Annotated in this window: 31 protein-coding genes; all 31 read right to left on the bottom strand. The window is 41.5% G+C overall.

Translation table 11 applies throughout. The features are described 5' to 3' along the window. Positions 1–159: 159 nt before the first annotated feature. A complete protein-coding gene (locus MKY96_RS32890; RefSeq protein ID WP_340946990.1) occupies positions 160–456 on the bottom strand; it encodes a hypothetical protein in 297 nt (98 codons plus the stop codon). A gap of 30 nt (positions 457–486) precedes the next feature. Then, positions 487–729 carry a hypothetical protein gene (locus tag MKY96_RS32885; RefSeq protein ID WP_340946988.1) on the bottom strand — a complete coding sequence of 81 codons (243 nt, stop codon included), beginning with the start codon at positions 727–729 and terminating at the stop codon, positions 487–489. Beyond that, positions 723–1,058: a hypothetical protein gene (locus MKY96_RS32880; protein WP_340946986.1), complete on the bottom strand. Its 336-nt coding sequence runs from the start codon at positions 1,056–1,058 to the stop codon at positions 723–725. The genes MKY96_RS32885 and MKY96_RS32880 overlap by 7 nt, the downstream gene beginning before the upstream one ends. Before the next feature lie 11 nt (positions 1,059–1,069). Next, positions 1,070–1,270, bottom strand: coding sequence for a hypothetical protein (locus tag MKY96_RS32875; protein WP_340946984.1), 201 nt, complete (start codon positions 1,268–1,270; stop codon positions 1,070–1,072). 14 nt (positions 1,271–1,284) lie between these two features. Beyond that, positions 1,285–1,950 (bottom strand): hypothetical protein, encoded by a 666-nt coding sequence (locus tag MKY96_RS32870; protein ID WP_340946983.1) that lies wholly within the window; start codon positions 1,948–1,950, stop codon positions 1,285–1,287. A gap of 14 nt (positions 1,951–1,964) precedes the next feature. After that, a complete protein-coding gene (locus tag MKY96_RS32865) occupies positions 1,965–2,270 on the bottom strand; it encodes a hypothetical protein (RefSeq protein ID WP_340946981.1) in 306 nt (101 codons plus the stop codon). Between the two features lie 86 nt (positions 2,271–2,356). Then, positions 2,357–2,815 carry a dUTP diphosphatase gene (locus MKY96_RS32860; protein WP_340947168.1) on the bottom strand — a complete coding sequence of 153 codons (459 nt, stop codon included), beginning with the start codon at positions 2,813–2,815 and terminating at the stop codon, positions 2,357–2,359. A 282-nt stretch (positions 2,816–3,097) separates the two neighbouring features. Beyond that, positions 3,098–4,075 carry a class 1b ribonucleoside-diphosphate reductase subunit beta gene (nrdF, locus tag MKY96_RS32855; protein WP_340946979.1) on the bottom strand — a complete coding sequence of 326 codons (978 nt, stop codon included), beginning with the start codon at positions 4,073–4,075 and terminating at the stop codon, positions 3,098–3,100. A gap of 75 nt (positions 4,076–4,150) precedes the next feature. After that, entirely contained in the window at positions 4,151–6,226 is a 2,076-nt protein-coding gene (gene nrdE / locus MKY96_RS32850; RefSeq protein WP_340946976.1) for a class 1b ribonucleoside-diphosphate reductase subunit alpha, read from the bottom strand. Further along, entirely contained in the window at positions 6,223–6,579 is a 357-nt protein-coding gene (gene nrdI / locus MKY96_RS32845; protein WP_340946975.1) for a class Ib ribonucleoside-diphosphate reductase assembly flavoprotein NrdI, read from the bottom strand. Before nrdI ends, nrdE begins: the two co-directional genes overlap by 4 nt. 143 nt (positions 6,580–6,722) lie before the next feature. Beyond that, complete coding sequence (locus MKY96_RS32840; protein WP_340946973.1) at positions 6,723–6,953, bottom strand: hypothetical protein; 231 nt, start codon at positions 6,951–6,953, stop codon at positions 6,723–6,725. A gap of 14 nt (positions 6,954–6,967) precedes the next feature. Beyond that, entirely contained in the window at positions 6,968–8,602 is a 1,635-nt protein-coding gene (locus tag MKY96_RS32835; protein ID WP_340947166.1) for a DHH family phosphoesterase, read from the bottom strand. A gap of 19 nt (positions 8,603–8,621) precedes the next feature. Further along, complete coding sequence (locus MKY96_RS32830; RefSeq protein ID WP_340946971.1) at positions 8,622–9,029, bottom strand: hypothetical protein; 408 nt, start codon at positions 9,027–9,029, stop codon at positions 8,622–8,624. 13 nt (positions 9,030–9,042) lie between these two features. Beyond that, on the bottom strand, positions 9,043–9,189 hold the full coding sequence (locus MKY96_RS32825; protein WP_340946967.1) for a hypothetical protein: 147 nt from the start codon (positions 9,187–9,189) through the stop codon (positions 9,043–9,045). Further along, a complete protein-coding gene (locus MKY96_RS32820; RefSeq protein ID WP_340946964.1) occupies positions 9,189–9,431 on the bottom strand; it encodes a hypothetical protein in 243 nt (80 codons plus the stop codon). The genes MKY96_RS32825 and MKY96_RS32820 overlap by 1 nt, the downstream gene beginning before the upstream one ends. A gap of 195 nt (positions 9,432–9,626) precedes the next feature. Next, a complete protein-coding gene (locus tag MKY96_RS32815) occupies positions 9,627–10,433 on the bottom strand; it encodes a DUF475 domain-containing protein (protein WP_340946962.1) in 807 nt (268 codons plus the stop codon). A gap of 33 nt (positions 10,434–10,466) precedes the next feature. Beyond that, entirely contained in the window at positions 10,467–11,075 is a 609-nt protein-coding gene (locus tag MKY96_RS32810; protein WP_340946960.1) for a TerD family protein, read from the bottom strand. Positions 11,076–11,116: 41 nt separating this feature from the next. After that, positions 11,117–11,869: a VWA domain-containing protein gene (locus tag MKY96_RS32805; protein ID WP_340946958.1), complete on the bottom strand. Its 753-nt coding sequence runs from the start codon at positions 11,867–11,869 to the stop codon at positions 11,117–11,119. A 25-nt stretch (positions 11,870–11,894) separates the two neighbouring features. After that, positions 11,895–12,101: a hypothetical protein gene (locus MKY96_RS32800; protein ID WP_340946956.1), complete on the bottom strand. Its 207-nt coding sequence runs from the start codon at positions 12,099–12,101 to the stop codon at positions 11,895–11,897. 25 nt (positions 12,102–12,126) lie between these two features. Continuing rightward, complete coding sequence (locus MKY96_RS32795) at positions 12,127–12,723, bottom strand: hypothetical protein (RefSeq protein WP_340946955.1); 597 nt, start codon at positions 12,721–12,723, stop codon at positions 12,127–12,129. Positions 12,724–12,768: 45 nt separating this feature from the next. Then, positions 12,769–13,047 (bottom strand): hypothetical protein, encoded by a 279-nt coding sequence (locus tag MKY96_RS32790; RefSeq protein ID WP_340946954.1) that lies wholly within the window; start codon positions 13,045–13,047, stop codon positions 12,769–12,771. Positions 13,048–13,108: 61 nt separating this feature from the next. Continuing rightward, positions 13,109–14,152 carry a toprim domain-containing protein gene (locus tag MKY96_RS32785; RefSeq protein ID WP_340946953.1) on the bottom strand — a complete coding sequence of 348 codons (1,044 nt, stop codon included), beginning with the start codon at positions 14,150–14,152 and terminating at the stop codon, positions 13,109–13,111. Continuing rightward, positions 14,152–14,316 carry a hypothetical protein gene (locus MKY96_RS32780; protein ID WP_340946952.1) on the bottom strand — a complete coding sequence of 55 codons (165 nt, stop codon included), beginning with the start codon at positions 14,314–14,316 and terminating at the stop codon, positions 14,152–14,154. Before MKY96_RS32780 ends, MKY96_RS32785 begins: the two co-directional genes overlap by 1 nt. A 76-nt stretch (positions 14,317–14,392) precedes the next feature. Continuing rightward, entirely contained in the window at positions 14,393–16,000 is a 1,608-nt protein-coding gene (locus tag MKY96_RS32775) for a replicative DNA helicase (RefSeq protein WP_340946951.1), read from the bottom strand. 11 nt (positions 16,001–16,011) lie between these two features. Next, positions 16,012–16,617 (bottom strand): hypothetical protein, encoded by a 606-nt coding sequence (locus MKY96_RS32770; protein ID WP_340946949.1) that lies wholly within the window; start codon positions 16,615–16,617, stop codon positions 16,012–16,014. 82 nt (positions 16,618–16,699) lie between these two features. Then, entirely contained in the window at positions 16,700–16,966 is a 267-nt protein-coding gene (locus MKY96_RS32765) for a hypothetical protein (RefSeq protein WP_340946947.1), read from the bottom strand. 70 nt (positions 16,967–17,036) lie between these two features. Then, the gene (locus MKY96_RS32760) at positions 17,037–17,315 is read right to left on the bottom strand and encodes a hypothetical protein (protein WP_340946945.1); all 279 of its coding nucleotides are present in this window, start codon (positions 17,313–17,315) and stop codon (positions 17,037–17,039) included. A gap of 15 nt (positions 17,316–17,330) precedes the next feature. Continuing rightward, positions 17,331–17,765, bottom strand: a complete 435-nt coding sequence (locus MKY96_RS32755; RefSeq protein WP_340946943.1) for a DUF6915 family protein — start codon at positions 17,763–17,765, stop codon at positions 17,331–17,333. 6 nt (positions 17,766–17,771) lie between these two features. Next, entirely contained in the window at positions 17,772–18,272 is a 501-nt protein-coding gene (locus tag MKY96_RS32750; RefSeq protein WP_340946942.1) for a hypothetical protein, read from the bottom strand. After that, positions 18,265–18,702 (bottom strand): hypothetical protein, encoded by a 438-nt coding sequence (locus MKY96_RS32745; RefSeq protein WP_340946941.1) that lies wholly within the window; start codon positions 18,700–18,702, stop codon positions 18,265–18,267. Before MKY96_RS32745 ends, MKY96_RS32750 begins: the two co-directional genes overlap by 8 nt. Next, the gene (locus tag MKY96_RS32740; RefSeq protein WP_340946939.1) at positions 18,699–19,031 is read right to left on the bottom strand and encodes a hypothetical protein; all 333 of its coding nucleotides are present in this window, start codon (positions 19,029–19,031) and stop codon (positions 18,699–18,701) included. The genes MKY96_RS32745 and MKY96_RS32740 overlap by 4 nt, the downstream gene beginning before the upstream one ends. Positions 19,032–19,162 lie beyond the last annotated feature (131 nt).

Genomic DNA, 19,162 nt, shown 5'->3' with positions numbered 1-19,162 from the left:
CGTCACAGCTTGCGTCATTCGCAAGAACTATGTCATGGAAACAGTGTTTGTGGACAAATTCACCAACCCAGCGCACTCTTGTCTCCCTGGAGACTCCAGCCATATCAAGCTGTGTTTCGCATGTGTGACAGCCTATTGCATAATAAACTGACATTCCAATCACCATGCATCCTTTCCGTCTTCGTTTTTGAAGAATTTTAGATTGCCGAAGTATGCCGAACCACTAAGCATATACTGCACTCCATGAATGCGGTAACTTGTCCAGTAATCCCACTGCCATCCGTTAGTGTCAGTATTACCTTGATCAGCGCCGTATTCGTCCTTCAAGTGTTCAGCAACATGCGCAGGTGCGAGGAATTTCGATTCAAACATGTCCGAATGTCCCTCAATTACTGCCAATATGCCTTCTTCCATGTCTGGAAATATAATATCTTCCAGTAAGCTTGTGCGATTCATAGCTATCTCTCCTTAGATGAAATCTTACTTTTATGTAAGGACGACCCACTGGTACACTAGCTTGAGCGGATTGAAGCCTGGAAGCACGTCCTTGCCTAGCTGAAGGAAATCTACCCTGCCACCTATGTCCACTAGCACTCCAGCCACAGAGCCTTCCTCATACGCTGTGACGGCATCCTTCATAGAGACGATATTATGCGGAGTTTTAAATCGAAGGTCGAAGAATTTTATATCTAAGACCTCCCTAATTCCCCAATTATGATCATTTACCATGGACAATCGCCTTCGCCATCTTCTCCCGCATGCAGAGTGACAAACTCGTAGAAGGTTGAAGCAAATCCGCAATCATCCAGTCCAAGACGCTCCAAGACTTCTGACTCTTCTTTGGTGATTTCGATGAACTTTACAGCTTTCAAAACAGATTGTTTGCCTTTATACGTTATCTCTTCATTAGTGCCAACATAGAAGTCTGAATAATCAACCATTTCGGCAGAGTCGATAAAGTATTCCATATCATTCTGATTAATGATGCAATGCCCTTGCACGTCCATTTCGTCGGCCCAATTGTCGGAATATTTCATAAGGTAAAGTTGTGTAGTCATGTTGTTCTCCTTTAGTTTAAGATGTAGCGTTTTTCAACTCTGGCGTGGTGGATTGTTGGAGTATTAATGGTAGGATGCGGTTTTTCCTTGAAATGTTCTAAAGCATCTTTCACTTCGCTATTCGCCGGATAAGTATCATATGTCTTGTAAACCCAATCGCATGTTTTCATGTTGTATGAAACATTCACAAAAATAATAAATTCCTCTTTCATCTCTTCACCTCATTTTACTTTGCGCTTATTGCGACCATTTGAACAACCGAACGTCCGTCACCGTCAATGACTTTCTCTTTGCATCTTAGCTGAGAAGAACCGCCACCATCCAAGAATATGCCGTCAACCAACGTTCCGCTGCCAATGTTCTTCTTGATCGCCAATCTAAACTGTTCTGCTGTACAAAGTGTATCCGTGACGATCAACCAGATATTAAGCCCTGAATTCCATACCAATGCTGTTCGGGTAGTCTTACCGTCAATGTTTGGCATTCCCTGAAGCTTCGCAAGAGTTTTCCAGGTCGTATCATCCTGGAGAGTCATACTAATACCACCCTGCGCCCAATACCGTGATCTGTCAATCACTTCGATTTCGCTGGCTGTGGGTACTATCTGAACGCTATATTTTCCTGCTGCTGCGTCCCAGACCAATGTTCCTCTTGCGTACTTCTCGTTGAACCAGCCGGAACCATATCCACCGACAACGCCACGCACTGGAACATCGTTGTTCACAGCAATAGAGATTTGATCCTTCAGATAGAAGAATCCACCATTCACTCCGTATTCCTCTGTCTTAACAACGTTCTTGCCAGCAGTCTTCAGTACAATATTATTCGGTGATGTTTTAATGAAGTGGAGATTCGTGCCTGTTGAAACATTGCCGTAAGTATAACTTGCCATTTCGCATAGCTCCTTTATCGTAGTTTTCTTTCATCGTATGAATCGAAGCTAATGACCGCTTCGCAGACTTGCATCTTGCCATTTTTGAAATATTTGTACCACATATCTTCGTTGTCTTCGCCTTCTCCGTGCAGTTCAAACACAACGTCAGGAAATGCTTTTGATAAATCTTTCATGTTGGCTTCATGATCGTACCAATTATAAGAATCGTGAAATGCATAACCAAAATCAGATTCTTCAATGTAGTCCTCTATTGTTCTGTAAATCTCAACAGGGACGTTATGTACAATTGACCATTCGAAATTTGTTGAATAACCCATTCACTCTCACTCCTTTAATAACCATTGGGCAAGAAAAGATATTATTCTTACCTAAAAGTTAGTTATATTATATGCTTGTAAGGAACTTATTTAACGCCCGTAGTTCCGTGACCTCCACGGTTAGGAGTCTTTAGCTCAGGAACAGTAATCAGATTCACAGGTTCCATCTTCTTCTGAATACGGAACTGACAAACACGATCACCCTTTTCGATTTTGCCGTCACGCATAGCCAGGAGTGGCATAAACCATTGATCATCATTGCCACGATACGATTCGTCAACAACGCCTTTAGAATTGGTTTGAATCACACCGAAATTCTTGAACGTGCTGCTGCGTGGTAGAACATGCGCTTCATGATCAAACGGCAAAGACATAGCTACTCCCAGAGGAAGCTTGATGAAGTCTCCAGCCTTGTATTCGACTGTTTCTGCCGAACGCAGGTCAATCCAGTCACCCTTCTCGATCTTTTTCAGTTCAGTTGCATCGCCATCAAAGTACTTCACAAGGATGGTTAAAGGCTTTTGAGCCGAACCAGAAGTCTTGATCCGCAGCTTGTCGATCTCAGTGAACTTGAACGTCTTTACATCCAATCCACCTGTTTCGTTGAAATATGAAATTTTTGCTTCCAGTTCAGGTATATTCAATTCCTGAATCATGCCCGACTTCTCTAACGACTTAATCCATACTTTTTCACCTTTTTTATAGAAACGTTTAGCCATGTCTTTTCCTCCATTTGTTTTGTTATATTTCACGCTTCAAATTAAGCGATATATTGGTATCACCTAGAACCAAATTATATCATTATATTTTACGCTTGTCAATGTGTATTAGAAGTTGAACACAAAGTCTGCATCAGAGATTTTCACTACGTTCAGTGCTTTAACGTAACCATTCCCTTTAACGCTGAAAAAGTCATGTGTCTTTGTATCAGTCTTCATTCCGTTGATAACGATTGGATTTACATCTTCATCTACGAAGTGTGTGTCCAGCCCCAGGTTTTGAAGGGCTTTATTTGCATTGTAACGAACGAATCTCTTCACATCTTCCTGAAGGCCGATATTCGTGTACAGTTCATCAGTGTAGAGCGCTTCGTTTGAATACAGCTTGTCAAACAATTTCACCACTTCTGCACTGGCCTGCTCCTGCTCTGCTGCTGATAGGCGCTCGAATACTTCCTGTGCCAGCACTCCAACAAATACTCCGTGAATTGACTCGTCTCGGATAATTAGGTTGATGATCTCTCCACTTGCAGTCATTTTTGCATCACCTTTATGACCGCCACCAGCAAGGTACAATGGGTAGTAAAATCCAGAGTAAAATAGGAAGCTTTCCAGGAACACCGAAGCCACCATTGCCAAGTAAAGGCTTAGATCATCGTTGATATTTTCATAGTATTCAGCAATGAGATTAGCTTTGTTCTGAAGGTATTTATTGCCTTCAACCCATTCGAATATCTCGTCAATTTCTTGAGTCGAAGCAACCGTAGTAAAGATGCTGCTATAGGATTTGGCGTGAATGTTCTCCATCATGCCCATGAACGACAGTACGGACTTCTTCTGTAGGTGATCAACCTTTTCTGCGATCTTAGGCATCCCGATTGTACCTTGTAAGGTATCCAGGAGTGTCAGACCACCAAGAACACGCTTGTAAACTTCTTGTTCAGCCTTACTTAGTTGCCCCCAGGTTCCCTTATCGCTGGACAATGGAATCTCTGTATCCAGCCAGAATTGCATTACATTCTGGTTCCAAAAAGTCATTACCATTTCATCACTTTCGTTCCAGTTTACGGCTTTGTAATTCTTCATTTCACTAACCTCCGATTGTATTTTTGGTATTAAAAAACTGCCGACCAGTTAAGGTCAGCAGTTAGATGTGTTGGCTTATACTGCACAGGATGTGCATTCAGCAATATCAAGCTTTTTAGTTCTTGTGTAGTAAAGGCTCTTAAGACCTTTCATTGCAGCGTAATAGTAATATCTCGCCAGATCGTTCGTAGCCGTATTGCTATCTACGAACAAGATCATGCTAATACCCTGGTCAATATGTTTCTGCATTCCAGCAACCATATCAATGATCTTGAACTGATTCATGTTGTAAGCGCTCTTGTAGAAGAACATGTTGTCTTCAGCCAAGTATGGCATTGGGTAGTATGTTGTTGAGGTAGCATAGGTGCGAATCTCAACCTGCTCTACGACAGGCATTACGCTTGATGTGGCGTTCTGAATATATGAGATAGATTGCGTAGGAGCAATAGCCAAGCGATAAGCATTGTACAAGCCATGCTCTTTGACCTTGGCTGCAAGTTCAGCCCAGTCTTGCGGCGTAGGCACATGAATGCCTTCGAACAGCGCTTTAACCTTGTCAGATTTCGGAGTGAAGTCTTCAGCATACATATCAAAGTAAGTTCCCTTTGCGTATTCTGATTTGTCGAAATCCTTGAATACTTCTCCACGATTTCTTGCAATATCCATAGAAGCTTCAATGGAGTGGAAATTCATCATCATTGCAAATACTTCGGCAAACTCTCTTGCGTCAGAGCTTTCATATGCGATCTTATTCTTAGTCAGATATCCATGCAGGTTCATCATGCCTAGGCCAACAGCATGCAGTTCATCATTGGCCCTCTTAACCGTAGGTGCATTATCAATAGAGGTCATGTCGGATACAGATGTAAGCGCATACATTCCAGCATATACAGAATCACGAATAGCCTTAGATTCCATCACATTAACAATGTTCAGGGAACCAAGGTTACAGTTGATATCTCTATTGATTTCATCAGGCAGACCATATTCGGTGATAATGGATTCTTCTGCAAGTTGAAAAATCTCTGTACATAAGTTACTTTGTTTTATGCTTCCAATATCTTTCAGTGCGTGGAACTTGTTCGCATTCGTCTTGAACATCAAGTACGGATATCCAGATTCCATTTGAGTCACTGCGATCCTGGTAAGCATATCTCTTGCATTCATAGCCTTCTTCTTCACACGTTTGTTCTTAACTAATTTTTCATACATCTTGTCGATATCCATATCGTCAAGCTGCACACCGTACTCCTTGAATACAGAATATGGAGCGAACATATGAAAATCCTTGTCTTCTCTAGCTAATTCAAAGAACTTGTGCGGTACGATCAGGCCAATCGAAAGAGATTGAATACGTGACTTTTCATCAGCATTGATCTTTTTGGTATCCAGGAATTCAATAACATCCCACCCGAAAATGTTGTAGTAAGCTGCACCAGCACCTTTGCGTTGTCCCATTTGGTCTGCATAGCTAAAAGAGTCTTCAAGCAGCTTCATCACAGGTAATACGCCCTTTGCAGCACCTTCTACACCCTTGATGGACTCTCCACGACCTCTCAGCTTCGACAGGTTTAGTGCTACACCGCCGCCGATCTTAGACAGTTGCATAGATGTTCCGATATTAAAGTTGATTGAATTTAGGTTGTCGCCCACTTCCAGTAGGAAGCATGAAACCATTTCTCCACGACGACTCTTACCTGCGTTCAGGAATGTTGGCGTAGCAGGCTGATATCGCTGCTTAATGATTGCTTCAACATAGTTCATTGCTTGTTCGAAATCCCCCCTTCCCAGGTACAATGAGACGATTGAGACACGATCTTCGTAGGTTTCGAGGTACTGACCTTTATCGTCGGTTTTAACGGCGTATTCTTTGTAAAACTTCGATGCAGCCATATAGGACTTGAATTCGAATTTTTCACAATATGCAAAATTATAAATAGACAAGACCTCTTCTTCGCTGTATTCTGCGAATACATCGTAGTAAAAGTCGGACTGCACCATCCACTTTACTTTGTCAAGTATACTGTCAAATTTCTTACTTTTTCTCTTTACTTCCTTCAGGAATTCCGCTGCGGCCTGCTGATCCTTTTCAAGCTGGAAGAACCCATTCTTCCTATTCATCACTTCATTGTTTAGCTCAATGTAATTCATTCTAACTCTCCCACCCTTGTTGTGAATTTTGATGCATCTGTGGAGTTGCCGGAAAGTTCGAACTTATGTACAATTGGAATGCCATACATTTCAGCTATTGTGTCTGCGCTCGCTGCGAACACTTGCCCCCAATTGATATTCCCACTAGCTGCAACTCCTTTAAGATGGTTGTGATTGTCAGCAAGAAACTCCTGGACTCTCTTAGGAACCTTGCCAATACCAGTTGTATATGTCACAAGCACGAAGGGTTTGTCCACTTTAAGGTCTTTGGTTATCTTGATGCATTCCATGTTTTTCAAACGTTTGACGAACCTCTCAACGTTACCTGTCATTGAATCATATATAATCAACATGATATATACTCCTTGAATTCATTATATCTTATGCTTATAGATAAAAAGAAGGTTGGCTAGATATAAGTCCTAGCCAACCTTCACTTGGTAATATCTATTATAACATGATTCATTATTTATGTCAATGTGAATATGCCTTTGTTTTAATTGACGACTGTTACTGATTCGGCTTCTAAGCGTGAACCTTCGATCTCGTCGATTACATCATATGCAAAGTTAAGAATCACGTCTTCTACCAATCCTTCAGAAGCGGCAACGTCCCATCCTTCGTCTGGAGTTACAATGAATATGTTTTTCTCATGTACAGCTACAGTTCCGTCACTGAACTCAATAGTCGCTTTTTTAATCCATACTTCTCCGTTATTCTTAGGCATCTTAGTCCCATCCTTTATCCGTTTTTATAGTCTTCCGCAACGATCTGAGAAGTGACAACCACTTGACCATTCCACTTCTTCCATTCGTTAAGCTTTAGCTGCCCTACTACGTCGATGTAATCCATCTGTCCGACGTCCTCAGCCCACTTCTCATTGACTTTGAACTTGATCACATCTACTCCATCACAAGGGATCTTCACAGTATCCTTATTCTTTCCCATAACCTTCCGATCACCTTCAACGAATAGGTTCCTAATCAGGAATAGCGCTGGTGGGAATTCCGTTCCGGTAAGGTAATCAAATTCTTCGATCTGACTAAGAAGCTTCACGCTTACTGAATCAGCATCAAGTTCCATGTCATATTCAATGCTTACTTCGAATTGATAATCCTTCAGCTTTTCATTCATGAAGTCCATGAACTTTTTGAAGTTAGCAGCCCTCATTCCGATACCGCCTGCAAATTCATGTCCAACAGCATACTTGATGTACTTTTTTACCACCTTCTGATTCAGGAAGGTTTTCATTTGAAAGTCGCCGTAGGTTCTGAAGCTTCCGGCAAGCGAACCCTCATGCTCACGCATAACAATAGCTGGCTTGTGGAACTCCTGAGCGATCTTGTTGGCAATCAGGCCGTTAAACCCTTTGCTGGCATGCTCGTCAATTGCAACAAGGATTTTGTCCTCATGATTAACGGTGCTAGAGTATTTTTCAAACAGCATCTTCTCTGTCACTTTACGCTCGTCATTCAAGGCTCTCATTGTCTTTACAAGCTCTGCACATCTGTCATAATCGTCACAGAGCAGTAGTTCAATGCCAAGCTCAATCTTGTCAAGTCTTGCGCAGCCATTAATCAGAGGGCTGATTGTAAAGCCAATGGTTTGTGAATTAACTGCTTCTAAATCCGTAGCTGTTGCATCCAGGATTGCCAGCAGGCCAATATTATTGATATTCTTCATTCCCTGGATGATTATACGTCTATTCTCCAGTACATTCACTGGCATCATGTCCGCATACATCCCGCAGGCAACAAGATCAATCAGATCGTCTACTGCACCTGTGCCGAACGTATCGTCAAGGACTTGAAGCACCTTGTAAACCACACCAGCGCCACTGATATGTTTGTTCGGATATGTGTCGTCAAGCTTAGGATTAACAATCACAGCATGAGGATTCTCGTTCTCATAGTCGTGATGATCCAGGATAACCACATCAATCATTCTATCTTGCAGAGACTTGCAAGCATCTGATGAATTCGTAGAGGAATCCAGGATAATAATCAAATCTGTATCATCAGTAATCATGTGTAATTGATTTTCAACGCCGTGACCTTCTGAACGCTGATTGAATGATACGTAATAGTTGTCTGTGAATTGCGAAATATATCTGACCATTGCAGCCGTAGAAAAAACGCCGTCACTATCGCAGTCGGCGCTTATACAGATACGTTTATTCTGTTTGACTGCTTCGATGATCTTGTAACATACCTCTTCAATATTTCTTAGCAAATAGGGGCTATGTAAAACAGATTCAGGTGGATTGAGAAACCCTTCGGTATCAACAATACCTCTGCTGTTCAATAGTTCAACAATGATATTTTTCGCCGCACCTTTTCGAGAGGATGCGGCAGGCTTCCTTGGTTTCCAAAGCATTTCTGCCACACCCCACTCATTAAATTATGCCTAACAATGTGCCGATAAAGATCACGATAATTATCGTCATTGTTGGGTGTACTATGTATCTTGATCTTCCAACCTTCATATATCTTCGCTCAAGTATTTCGCCAATCTTACCTGTGGATTGAAGATACATAACAATAAATAGCGCAATGATTAGCGTTATAATGACATTCCCTACAATATTAGCGACAACAATCCAGAATGCGATATTGAACATGATTAGAATGAAGTATGTGATCTTCATTACCGTCTTAAAGCCTTCTTTATACGATTCTTCGCCTTTTTTAATATTTTCGTACAGTTCGACGTTTATCTCTTTTTCCGACTGGAATAGCCGAATGTAACCTTTGACATTCCCAAAGAGCATTAGAATGCCCCATACAAGTAAAATGATATTCATCTTTGACACTCCCTTATTTATACAGCTCTCTTAGTGTGATAATTAACTTCTGCACTTCGTCACCAAACTGACTTAGTGTGGAATCCTTGTAATACATATCAACGATTGAATGAAACGCTTTAACCTTCAGGTCGTCTGGTATTTCCTTTAGACTAGCCATTAATGAACCTCCTTACGTACAATGCCGCCATACTTATATCTCTCATAACCTTTAGGAAGTTTTACAACATCCCAATGTTCTAGCAGCTCATGTACAGGTGCGCCAAGAGTCTTCCCTAGAGCTTTCCGTACTTCGTCAAACATATGAATTGAATATCCAAATGTAGAGTATTCGACTGTACCATAAGCCATCGTGCGTTTATGTCTGACGACAGCTCCGATCTTCATGCGAATCTGACTCATAAAGCGCTTACCCCCTTGTAAAAATGAAGTGATCTCTGCCACATTGGTTGCAGGTATACTTTCCACGCTTCGATTTGTTGAGCGAAGATTCTGGACAGTCAAACCAGTGCAGAATCCAATACACATACTTCATAACGATCCCCCTTAAACTGAACCACCCTCAACACAACAGTTGAGGGATCGTCCTTCAGCAACTTAGTTGACTGTCTTCTTTTTATTGAAGTGATGAACAACGAACGTTCCACCAAACAGCGCTACAATAACAGAGAAGAAAATGATTTGGTTGATGTGAATTCCGAATATGGTAAGCATCATCTTAAGACCAATCACACCGATCAGCAGGTAAGCTGTGACTTCCAGTTCCTTCACGTTTTCAAGCAGCTTCACAAACAATTTCGCAACACTTCGCATCATGAATACACCCATGACTCCACCCAGGAAGATAACCCAAGCTTTATTGCTAACTCCGAATGCCGCTAGAACACTGTCTACCGAAAAGGCAATATCCATAAATTCAACCTGGATAACCGTGGCCCAGAATAGTCCGAATGTTGCAAGGATTTTGACATTGAAGCTATTGGCAATGCTGCTGAACCAATTTTTTTTCGCAGGTTCAACAGCGTCACCATCATCTCTGTTTGGTAGAAAGTGTTTGATTGCAAGGTATAGAAGGTAAGCGCCGCCAAGCACAGTTACAATCTCAAGCTTCACAAGCGTTGTCCCAATCCCAACAGCGAAAAGTCTGAATAAAATCGCTCCAGCCATACCGTAGAACAAGGCTTTCTTCTGAAGATGTTTTGGCAGAACTGATACCATCACAGCCAGAACAATCGCATTGTCTGCTGACAACAACCCTTCCATGATCACCAGAAGCAGTACATTCCAGAGATTGCCCAATGGATCGGAAGTGATGTCGTGAATCGTGTTCATAGAAAAGAAGTCTGCGTAAGTAGTGCCCATCGTATGGAATAACCATACGATGCCTTCCCAAAGGTGAGTCATTATTTTGTTTCCTCCATTAGTGTTTGTTTAGTTTTATAGGTGATCGTTGCCGCCACTTACGCTCAATCCGAATTCTTTCACGAATTTAGCAAGTCCGCTTTCGTAACCTTCGCCTACAGCTTTGAACTTCCACGAATCTCTGTAGCGATAGATTTCCACCATACGAACAGCAGTTTGACGGCTGAACTCTTCGCCCAGATCGTATACGAACAACTCTTCGTTTGTAACTTTGTTGACAATCTTGGCACTAGCTTCTTTGACTTGACCAAAGTTTTGTCTGCGATCTACAGCATCATAGATTGTAACAACGGCAATGATACGCTTAATGCGATCAGGAACCTTTTTCAGCTCAATTGTAATGCGCTCGTCTACGCCAACCTTTGCGCCAGTGCGCTCGTCGCCGCTATGAGTGATAGAGCCGCTAGGATGCACTAGATATTGATCGTTGTAGTACACCATGTCATGATCGTCTTTGCAGCGGTCATTTTCATCTACTGCGAATACAGATACATCCAGGTCGAAATCGGCACGACCATCATAGGTTTGATTTCCCCATGAAAGATCGAGTGCTACGACTTCAAGCGTTGGGTCTTTCTTCAACAAGTCTACAGATTCTCCACGTTTAACCAATTCGATTGCCATTGTAATTCCTCCGTTTATGTTTGTTTTATTTTATGGTTTTTTTACTTAATAAGGTTCTTACTACGTGCCTGCTCAATCCAGCCTGGGAATTCAGTCAACAGCTTATCAAACAATGTTTGCTCGTCGTAGTTTTTAATATCTCCGGCATAGAAGAAGTTCGCATTATCAAGGAAACGACCTTGTAGATCATCCAACTCTTCTAAGAATGGGAATGGTTCACGCCCCACACCTACAAACTGGAAGAAGATACCTCGTTTAGACGCTTCACGAATCACTCTTCTAGCTTCCTCTTTGTCATGATTATCGCCATCAGTTACAAACAGTACATATACTGGCTCGTCGATTGTCACAGCTTCGTTCTTTTCCTTGATCAGACTGCCAAAGATTTTTCCTAACGGGCTTTTCTTGGACTTCCCGGCACTGGTGTACTTATCCATAATACGCTGCATTACACCTGCGTAGTTTGTACTTCCTTCAAGACGATATTTCGAAGTGATTTCTCTGCTTACGTATTCATAGAAACGATCTTCAGTCAGTTCGCCAACCTCATAATCGTTAACTCCGAACAGGAATACATCAATTGCCTGGTTATCGTCAAATTTAATGCCAAGCGCCAGTGTTCTTTCGACAACATCCTGGACAGTTCCATTTGCATAAAGGTTAGACATTGATCCAGATATATCGAGAACCAAAGCTACTTTAGCAATTTGCTCTCCCAAGCCTCTAAATTCAATTGCTCTTGTCGCCTTCTTACGCAGGTCGATGAAGTGTTCTTTTGCCAGTTCGATACTCATTGTTTGTATCCCCTTTTCGGTTGTGTTAAGCTACGTTTGTAGCTTTGAGGTATTCTTTATGCGCCACATAAATGTTGTATATGAATTGATTCTTAACTGGAGGTTTGATCCACTCGTTGTATGTTGACCAACTCATTAATTCTTCGTAATTCTCAAGTCTCTTCTCTTCATAGTCGAAGATGTGTTTGCCAAGAACTTCCTTGGCAAACGCTACAATCCCAAGCTTGTCCACGATGAACACCTTCTTTAGTTATATTTTACGCTTTTTCAATGTATTCTTCAGGAATGTCGAGTTGGAACAAACGGCGTAGTGCAATCGCAATACCGATGTTGAGGGAGAAATGATCATCAGGGTGACACTTCGCTACTCCACGATATTTCACTTTAGCGCCATCATTCAGCAGGAAGGCAGCAATAGTGCGTTTTTCACTATTGATTGAAAACCTCACGTTACTTGCCATTTCTGGAGTGTAGTGATAACTGGTTGATCCAAACCACTTGTACGGCAGGTGATTTTGAAGAGACAGATCATAAACATCTTCTGCTGCTGCAAATTCAATGCGTTCCAGAGGGGTAAGTTCCGGCACTCCATCACCAACTTCATTTTCTTCTACTGCGAAACCGTCTTCCAATCCATATGCGGTTTCTTGATCAGGGGATTCTTCTGTCAGTGAATCTGCCAGAATGTTTCCGTTAACAACGTCATTGTCGCCAGCAGTTATGGTGTTGATCATCGTGATCTCGGCAGTATCATTGAGCGTTCCTAATTGATCAATGATGATCTCCTGACGGTCAAGCATCTTATTCAGCAATGAGAAAAGCATTTGCACATTTTCATTTGTGATGGTATTCATTTTATTTCCCCCGTTTTTATTATATTTTACGCTTAATGACTGTTTTTAAAGACGTGCAAAACTAAGCTTGCGAACGCCAGCACGTTTTTTCTTACGCTCTTTAAACGATTTGGTCATTGGTAATGCAGCATCATGACGGTAGTTTTTAGCTGTGTATACACCATCCAGGGTGATTTTGCCTTTACGTGCAGCTTGTTCGGCTTCTTGTACCGCAAGAACCCGAGTTTCGGATTGCAGGTCGATCAGGATGCTCTTAGTAGATGTAACCTTTTCACCGTCTACCACTTCTTTAACTTGCTTGGAACCAGTTGCGTAAAATTTCATTTTGTTATCCTCCAATGTGTTCTTTCTATATTATTTATTATATCTTACGCTTGCCTTGCGGTCAAGGGTTGCTTAAAAGTTTTTCGCTGTAGATTCTTTCCCACGTTTCCAGCCCTCTATCAACTGGAGAATCCTTGCCGGACAATAGCCTAGAAGCATTATTCGTGTAAAAAACCTTGCGATTGGTGATCTTAATTATCTGCTCAATAATTTCCTCTTCGGATTTGTCATTATCAAAACAGCAGACAATTTTTACATCCAGGCCAAAGCTTTTGATTAGCGCAATCTGATCTGGTGAAATATCGTCGCCTTCAATACTTGCACAGTTCTTGTATCCATATTGCCAAGCTTTAAACACACTTTTATACCCTTCGAACAAGATAATCTCTTTCTTCTCCAGTATGTAAGGAAGTGTTTTATGAAGCCCGAACAATTCAATGCTTTTATTCATTCTTTCAACATACATGTATTTGCGCTCGTCGTCGTCATTTAGCGATCTACCTTTAACTCCGATCAGATCGCCAACCAAATTGCGTACAAGTGTTATAATCCTTCCTGTATCCCAATCAAAGCCTGTTTCCCACTCTGCCTGAGTATCCCATGATATCCCTTCTTCAATCCAGGGGTAATATGGCAACATAAGATATGAGTTTTTGACTTGCTCTCTGATTGGCTTGTTTGGCAACTTGTCTTCAACCGCCTGCTTTTTTGCCCTTTTCTTCTTCAGGTCTTTCAGCCAACCATTCAGAGTAGAAGAGTTTACCTTAACCTTAGCTTCTTCTAGCACATCTTCATAACCAAATTCATCAATGAGCCACATTTTAGCTTCGGGTAAATTCTCGCTGATCTCTGACTCAGTGCTGCATCCGAACTTGATATATGAGACAATAGTGTAGATATCCCCCCTGATCCCTTTTGATCGTATATGGGAAGACAGGCTCTCATTTTCTCTGACTTGTACAGATCGCTTATTGTTGCCATGAGGAAGGGCTGCTACTACCTTGCCTGCTTCCCTATGGACACCTTTGCATCCTAAAGCATCTAAAACCTCTTCAATACGTTCGTCCTTGTAGATGCGCTTTTTCAGAAGCTTTAGATCGCTCATTATTCCACAACCTTACTTCTGCAAGCCTTTTTGCTATTCTTCTTTTTCTTGTCAGGTACAACCTGCGTAACTGGTTTGATTGCTCCCCAGCTACGGCTTCTTGTCTTCCTGTATAATTCCAAGTTAATCGTGCTACCACCAGACTTTAGTTGTTTTGCAGCCATTCGATTCACCACCATGTATCCTGTTATATTCAACTAATAATATCATTATATTTTACGCTTTTAAATATCATTACAATCAGTAATTTCTATCATCATGGATATGACACCAGCCGACTTCATGCCATGAATTGTTATTGAAATTACTCTGCATAATCAACACTGGCTGTCCACCCTTATTATCTCTTCCTCTTCGGTTCTTAGGCGTGAAGATAAGATAGTATTGGTTAGGGTACGTGTTGCCCTTCTCGTCCGTCCAGAAGCGTTTCAGGGTGAATTCTTCCTTGACGTAGCCCCGTTCATCCTCTTCAGCGAAATGATCGTCTTTAGTCTTCGGTCTGTAATTCCAAGCCTTGATTTCGCTGTCTCCACCTTCGTATTCATCGTCCCATACATTTCGTCCCATGAATACCACCGAAGCTTCGTTCTTAATTTTCTTCGACTCTCCGAAGGCATGTTCATTCAGGAATCTTCGAGTTAATGCGTTGTCGGCAAGCTGTACATTAACCCACATGCGCAGGTTCAGGCCACCACCATTCGGGCGACAAAGCTTGTACAGTTCCTTGAAGTCTTCCGTAAACACTTCCCAGCGTGCCTGTGCAGCATTGCCATCTGACGGCTTACCTGTATCAATCATTACGGACTTGTACCCACGGTTCGCATAGTGACGAATAATTTTTTTAACATCACCCATGATATAGTCTTCCATAAAGACCAGAGCAACCAATTTGCTGTTATTCTTGTCTTCACCCTGTTTAGAGAATGCCTTGATGAACTCAATTGCGTTGCTCAACTTTCTCTTCTCTTCTTCGGTAAATGAACCTTCGTTCAAACGCTGTCTGTACAGGTACTCTTTCTTAATTCCAAGAGCCGTAGTCAGCAGCAGCTTCTTAAACTCCTTGATCCCTTGCTCATTCGCAATGATCAGCAACTTCTCTTCGTTTTCGATACAAGACATAACTACCTTGTTAAATGACATTGCTGTCTTTCCAGAGCCACCAAAGCCGCCATAGATGTACAAATTCCCATAGTCAAAGCCAGTGCAAATTTTCGTCATGCGGCTACTATTGTAGAATGGTAATCCGATATCCGGTGTTGCGTCCCACTCTTCAATATCTTCATCAAGACCTTCAAGTAGAAAGTGTTCTTCAAATTTTGCGTCACCGTCAAGGCCAAGCTGATTTACTTTGTCGAACCAGTATAGATATAGGTCTTCTTTATCAATCTTGTGATAATCATACTTACCATTTTTCTCATAAACCTTATCACCGAACAATCCTCCCAGGTTTCGAAGCATTGCATACTTCTTAATTTCTGAGTAATAAGCTTCAAGGTTTGGTTCGAACCCTTCAACCTCTTCCATCACTTCACGAACGGTATCGAAGCCACCATACTTCTCAAACCTCTCCATTACATTCAATTCTTTGACATGCTTCATAATAGAGATATCGTCAAATATTTTAACGCCAGCCTGCTGCATTTTACGTCCTAGCCCGAAATAGAATGCCCAGGGAGTATTTAGTAATGTTTTTGTATTAATCTTCTCTTCAGGGTAGAAAATATATTGCTCTGGATTATTCCAAAAAAGCGCTGTCAAATACGCTTCAGGAATCAGTACCTCTTCACGCATGATATCCAGATATTTATCGCTCTTAACATTACTTCCCGCTTTAGTCTTAGTTGCCATGGATTCCACCCTCAGTCAAGTAAATGTGATATGTCGTTCTTAGCCTTCTTCTTCTTAAAAGTGACTTCTCTGTGTTCAAAGTTCACCAGATCGGCAGCTTGGTTATGTTCGTTTTTAGATTGCGAAATTTCCTTAGCAAACCTCTCTTTCTTCTGCTTCTTATCGACCAGATAAATTTTGTCTAGCATAATTACGAAGCAATAACGCAATTCCTTCATTGTTCCATCGAACTTCCGGTTAGTCTTGGCCCAATCAACGCTGTTCTGTATGTATAGGTACGTATCAGCAATCGTTCTATAGCTGACCCCTTCCTTATACTTCTTAGTCTTCGTGCCGACTCTTACAGTGCCATTTCTAAGGTCTTGGAGCATGACAAAGAAAGCTGGCGGGATAATAGGAATCCTGTGAACCTTCTTAATCGTCTCATGCAGGAAATCCAATTCCTCTGCTTCTTTCTTTTTGAATTCCTTATCAGCTAGATATTCGTCATAGCATTTAACAGAGTGGACGTACACTCTCGTTCTATTGCCTTTGTCAGACATTCGTTCCTCACAGGTCATTTCTGTTTTCAGGCTTTTTTCTCCGCACCATTTGCACTTAATCATTGCTGCTGCCATATTTTTTCACCCCATTAAATAAACGTAGGATGGACGCAATTGTCCACCCTATCTCATTTGTTAAGTTAATTATATTTTACGCTTATAATGTGAACGCTTTAAGTCGTTCTTGGACAGCCTTGTTCATCCGAATCTCGTCTGTTGTCCGTTCGAAGTGTCGGCTCGATTCGACCATTTGCCGTTCAGCTTCTTCAGCCGCCTGAGACAGAATCTCATTTGCACCATCAAGCTTTTTGTAGGCTTCATCGAACATCCCTAGCGCTTCATAGGCATGACCTTTTGCCACTTCGATCTGTTCACCCAGGGTAAGCTTGCGCTTAATCTTAAATACTTGTTTAAAAATACTCACTCTCATCACCGCCTGATTTGTTATATTTTACGCTTATTGGAGAATATGATAACACACTTTTTTTTATGTGTCAATACAGGTTCAATGTAATGCGATCATTGTGAACAATGTCCACGATTTTCCGCTCAATGTGGAACTCAGTGATTAGTTCGATCAGATCGTCGTCAGTCACCATTACAACAGAAACATCATGGGTAATCCTTAGCAGCCCATAACTAAAGTCAACAAGTATACTTCCTTTGAATACCATAAACATTTCTTCATCTGCGGTCACGATAATATCTCCGACTTCTACATCTTCAAGGTTGACGGATTTTCGACGATCATCCTTAACATAAATCCCTGGCATAATAGGCACTCTCCCTTAAAATGATTTCACAGTTCCTTGTGGCCTGTTCTCTACTGGCGGCGAAACACTTGACGGCATTCTGTCAGGAAATCCATGCTTGCGCTCAATAACCTTTTCCGATAAGCGCTTCGACCTGTTCATCATCCAAAGCTGCATGTCCATGCATTCAAGCCAGTCACTTGCTGTAGGAATGAATTTTAAATCTTCGACCACATGCTGCTCACCGACATATCTGGTGTACACTCTCTTGCCATCGGAGTTGATAAATGTCTCTCCGAACAGGGCTGCGCACTCATAAATCCCTTCTGAATGATGCCGCATTGAACGGTGAGTCATTTCTGGATACCACGCCTTGGTTGCGTCAAACCACTCATGGATCGCCAGATAGTCTTCAGGTTTGCCACCAAATCGTTTAGCTGAGTTTTCAGCATGCACATAAGGGTGTGCCATTGTATATCACTCTCCTGGATTTAGTTTGAACATATGATAGTCTCCAAAATGATCGTAAATCGACTTCCCGTTCATCACATCTGAAATGCCGTCACGAATGTAGTCGTGCATGTTCTCATGATAGGCAATCGTTTTGTACTTGCTGCTCTGCCAATCATATGACTCACGATAAGCAGGCCATTCAGCATTTTCGTACATTTCGTCAATGTTTACTTCATAATCATCACTTTCTTCCTGTACATCAGAAACAAGCGTAAATGACGACATGCGCCAGTATGTACCGCCTTCATCATCACCTTCAGGATAAAATTCAACTCTCACCCCTGTTGGTACTGGCAGATTGAACTCCTTAAGTTTGGCAGCAACATTTTCCAGCTTAAATAACATGCGCAGGTCGCTTGCTACATCCTCTTCGATCTGAATTTCTACATCCTTATTCAGCAAATCTCTTAGCAATGTAATGCGACTTCTACGATCTTCCGGCAGTACGATTGTCATATCAGACATTAGAATCCACCTTTCTGTACTTAATGAGAGTAGGGCTAGTACCCAAATGTTTCTCCAGCTCACGGATATTGTATTTTTCGTTTATCGCTTCAGAAATATATTCCCAAAGTTCAAAATACAGTTCTTCCTCTTGCACTTCACATATGTCTGCATCACAAATTACTTCATCTTGGTTGAGTAGCGAAACGCCTGAAATTGTTGGATATGTAGCATCACCATCATTCCACTCTTCTTCAAAACCCAGTTGAATATATGAAGGAATTTCGCATTCTTGAGATGTAATCTGTTGTCCGAATCCGCTGATGATTCCCCCAATAAAATAAGAGAACTCGTCCACTATTGTTGTGCTTAGTAAGTTCTCAAGCATAGCTTTCCGCTTCAACAGGTCTTCTTTAGGAAGCAAGATTAATTCGTTGTCTATTTTCATCATCCGAAAATCCCCTCTGACATATATGCAGTTTCTGTATCAGTAATATAAGCAACCATTTCTAGCAGCGCATTACCAAGTTCTTTAGCCTGCTCAACAGTTAAAGAATCGTACATCATTTCACCACTTTCACTCATTGCAATGCGGATTGGACGATGCGAAACTCCACTCTGATAATTTGCCCTGGCATTTTCAAGCGAAATGTCACCATCACCACCACCATTTGAACTAACTGTTAAGAGTAAATCACATTCAGTTACAATCTCTGCTGCTACAATTTGCTCTACCGTTGTTGGAACCATGACGATTAATGACTTTTTCTTTAGAGCCATAATTAAAACCACCCTTATTATATTTTACGCTTAATATGCCCGGCAATATCCTGGCATTTAACTTATCCTGTATGGCTAGAATATCATTATATCTTACGCTTGTCAATACAAAAAAGTGCTTACCTCCTTAT

The organism is Paenibacillus sp. FSL R7-0302 (assembly GCF_038006885.1).
Taxonomy (GTDB): Bacteria; Bacillota; Bacilli; order Paenibacillales; family Paenibacillaceae; genus Paenibacillus_AQ.
The sequence above is the reverse complement of the archived record's forward strand: the minus strand, read 5'-3'. Positions and strand labels throughout refer to the sequence as shown.

Bases quoted from the DNA above. Each gene is read 5' to 3' on its own strand.
- MKY96_RS32890 (WP_340946990.1), bottom strand. From the start codon at position 456: ATGAATCGCACAAGCTTACTGGAAGATATTATATTTCCAGACATGGAA.
- MKY96_RS32885 (WP_340946988.1), bottom strand. From the start codon at position 729: ATGGTAAATGATCATAATTGGGGAATTAGGGAGGTCTTAGATATAAAA.
- MKY96_RS32880 (WP_340946986.1), bottom strand. From the start codon at position 1,058: ATGACTACACAACTTTACCTTATGAAATATTCCGACAATTGGGCCGAC.
- MKY96_RS32875 (WP_340946984.1), bottom strand. From the start codon at position 1,270: ATGAAAGAGGAATTTATTATTTTTGTGAATGTTTCATACAACATGAAA.
- MKY96_RS32870 (WP_340946983.1), bottom strand. From the start codon at position 1,950: ATGGCAAGTTATACTTACGGCAATGTTTCAACAGGCACGAATCTCCAC.
- MKY96_RS32865 (WP_340946981.1), bottom strand. From the start codon at position 2,270: ATGGGTTATTCAACAAATTTCGAATGGTCAATTGTACATAACGTCCCT.
- nrdF (WP_340946979.1), bottom strand. From the start codon at position 4,075: ATGAAGAATTACAAAGCCGTAAACTGGAACGAAAGTGATGAAATGGTA.
- nrdE (WP_340946976.1), bottom strand. From the start codon at position 6,226: ATGAATTACATTGAGCTAAACAATGAAGTGATGAATAGGAAGAATGGG.
- nrdI (WP_340946975.1), bottom strand. From the start codon at position 6,579: ATGTTGATTATATATGATTCAATGACAGGTAACGTTGAGAGGTTCGTC.
- MKY96_RS32840 (WP_340946973.1), bottom strand. From the start codon at position 6,953: ATGCCTAAGAATAACGGAGAAGTATGGATTAAAAAAGCGACTATTGAG.
- MKY96_RS32835 (WP_340947166.1), bottom strand. From the start codon at position 8,602: ATGCTTTGGAAACCAAGGAAGCCTGCCGCATCCTCTCGAAAAGGTGCG.
- MKY96_RS32830 (WP_340946971.1), bottom strand. From the start codon at position 9,029: ATGAATATCATTTTACTTGTATGGGGCATTCTAATGCTCTTTGGGAAT.
- MKY96_RS32825 (WP_340946967.1), bottom strand. From the start codon at position 9,189: ATGGCTAGTCTAAAGGAAATACCAGACGACCTGAAGGTTAAAGCGTTT.
- MKY96_RS32820 (WP_340946964.1), bottom strand. From the start codon at position 9,431: ATGAGTCAGATTCGCATGAAGATCGGAGCTGTCGTCAGACATAAACGC.
- MKY96_RS32815 (WP_340946962.1), bottom strand. From the start codon at position 10,433: ATGACTCACCTTTGGGAAGGCATCGTATGGTTATTCCATACGATGGGC.
- MKY96_RS32810 (WP_340946960.1), bottom strand. From the start codon at position 11,075: ATGGCAATCGAATTGGTTAAACGTGGAGAATCTGTAGACTTGTTGAAG.
- MKY96_RS32805 (WP_340946958.1), bottom strand. From the start codon at position 11,869: ATGAGTATCGAACTGGCAAAAGAACACTTCATCGACCTGCGTAAGAAG.
- MKY96_RS32795 (WP_340946955.1), bottom strand. From the start codon at position 12,723: ATGAATACCATCACAAATGAAAATGTGCAAATGCTTTTCTCATTGCTG.
- MKY96_RS32790 (WP_340946954.1), bottom strand. From the start codon at position 13,047: ATGAAATTTTACGCAACTGGTTCCAAGCAAGTTAAAGAAGTGGTAGAC.
- MKY96_RS32785 (WP_340946953.1), bottom strand. From the start codon at position 14,152: ATGAGCGATCTAAAGCTTCTGAAAAAGCGCATCTACAAGGACGAACGT.
- MKY96_RS32780 (WP_340946952.1), bottom strand. From the start codon at position 14,316: ATGGCTGCAAAACAACTAAAGTCTGGTGGTAGCACGATTAACTTGGAA.
- MKY96_RS32775 (WP_340946951.1), bottom strand. From the start codon at position 16,000: ATGGCAACTAAGACTAAAGCGGGAAGTAATGTTAAGAGCGATAAATAT.
- MKY96_RS32770 (WP_340946949.1), bottom strand. From the start codon at position 16,617: ATGGCAGCAGCAATGATTAAGTGCAAATGGTGCGGAGAAAAAAGCCTG.
- MKY96_RS32760 (WP_340946945.1), bottom strand. From the start codon at position 17,315: ATGCCAGGGATTTATGTTAAGGATGATCGTCGAAAATCCGTCAACCTT.
- MKY96_RS32755 (WP_340946943.1), bottom strand. From the start codon at position 17,765: ATGGCACACCCTTATGTGCATGCTGAAAACTCAGCTAAACGATTTGGT.
- MKY96_RS32750 (WP_340946942.1), bottom strand. From the start codon at position 18,272: ATGTCTGATATGACAATCGTACTGCCGGAAGATCGTAGAAGTCGCATT.
- MKY96_RS32745 (WP_340946941.1), bottom strand. From the start codon at position 18,702: ATGATGAAAATAGACAACGAATTAATCTTGCTTCCTAAAGAAGACCTG.
- MKY96_RS32740 (WP_340946939.1), bottom strand. From the start codon at position 19,031: ATGGCTCTAAAGAAAAAGTCATTAATCGTCATGGTTCCAACAACGGTA.